The following is a 1,389-nucleotide window of genomic DNA, read 5'->3' as shown; positions in this document are numbered from 1 at the left end:
CCCTGGCGCCGTCCAGGACGAGCGCCGTGGCCCCGGCGACGGGCCGGCCGATCGGCGGCGGCGCGTCGCAGTCGGCGTCGGTCACGGTGTGCGCGGTGGCGAAGGTGCTGGTCTCCGTCGGGCCGTAGCCGTTTACCAACTCCAGCCAGGGGAAGGCCCGCAGGACCTCGCGGGCGGACTGGGCGGCCAGCGCCTCGCCGCCGACGACCACCGTGCGCAGCACGCCGAAGAGCCGCGAGCGCCGCGCGGCCAGCTGGTGGAAGAGCGCGGTGGTGAAGAAGGCGACGGTCGCGCCGTGCCGCTCGACGTCCTGCGCCAGCTCCTCCAGCGAGGGGCGCTCGGCGGCGCAGACCGTCACCGCCGCGCCGCACGCGAGCGCGATCCACACTTCGAAGGTGGAGGCGTCGAACGTGCCGGAGGAGTGGAACAGCACCCGGTCGCGCGGGGTGACCGTGACATACGAGGCGTCGGTCACCAGGCCCGCGATGCCGCGGTGGGTCAGGGCGACGCCCTTGGGCTGCCCGGTCGAACCGGACGTGAACATCACGCAGGCCGTGGCGTCCGGGTCGTACGGGGCACGGGCCAGCGGTGCCCGTACCGCGCCCTCGCCGCGTGCGGCGCCGTCGGCGTCCAGGACCAGCGCCCGGTCGGCGGGGATTCCGGCGCGCTCCAGCAGCTTCTTGTCACCGACCGTCAGCACGGCCTCGGTGTCCGTCAGCATCGCGGCGGTGCGCGGCCGGGGATGGGCCGGGTCCAGCGGTACGCACGTCGCTCCCGCCCACCAGACGGCGAGCTGGGCGACGACGGTACGGGCGGAGCGCGCCGTGAGCAGCGCGACCGCGTCGCCGGGGCGTACCCCGCGCTCGTACAGGGACGCCGCCAACTGCGCCGCTCCGGCGACGAGCTGTCCGTACGTCAGAGTGGCGTCACCGTCCGTGACGGCGAGTGCCGACGGTATGCGCTCCGCGTGCCGGGCCATCAGGGCGGGCAGGCCGCCGGGCTGTTCGGGCGCGGTCGAAGCGTGGGCGTCGGCGTGGGCCTCGGCGGACACGGTTCCTTCCTTTCCGGGGATTCCGGGGATTCCGGGGATTCCAGGGGTTCCAGGGGTTCCAGGGGTTCCGGGGATCGAAGCCTTCGAGGACAGGGCAATTGACGTCATGTCAGTTCTCCCCGTTCGCCGCGAGGCGCTTGTCGACCAGGGCGGCCACGGCGCGCAGGTCGGGCTGGCGCAGCACCTCCGGCGCGCGCAGCCGCACACCGACGGCGTCCTGGATCGCGGCCAGCAGCCGGGCGGCGGTCAGCGACTGCCCGCCGGCCGCGGTGAAGTTGTCGTCGAGAGTGAGCGCGGGGGAGGCGAGCAGATCCCGGGAGAGCCCCAGCACCAGCACC

Annotated in this window: 2 protein-coding genes; both read right to left on the bottom strand. The window is 74.5% G+C overall.

Translation table 11 applies throughout. The annotated features are described in order from the left end of the window. On the bottom strand, positions 1–1,051 hold a 1,051-nt coding region (locus ACFU99_RS43730), incomplete at its 3' end, for an AMP-binding protein (protein WP_384404359.1). A gap of 109 nt (positions 1,052–1,160) precedes the next feature. Continuing rightward, on the bottom strand, positions 1,161–1,389 hold a 229-nt coding region (locus tag ACFU99_RS43725; RefSeq protein ID WP_384404357.1), incomplete at its 5' end, for a phosphopantetheine-binding protein.

The sequence above is a fragment of the Streptomyces sp. NPDC057654 genome (genome assembly GCF_042800135.1).
Lineage (GTDB): Bacteria > Actinomycetota > Actinomycetes > Streptomycetales > Streptomycetaceae > Streptomyces.
The sequence above is the reverse complement of the archived record's forward strand: the minus strand, read 5'-3'. Positions and strand labels throughout refer to the sequence as shown.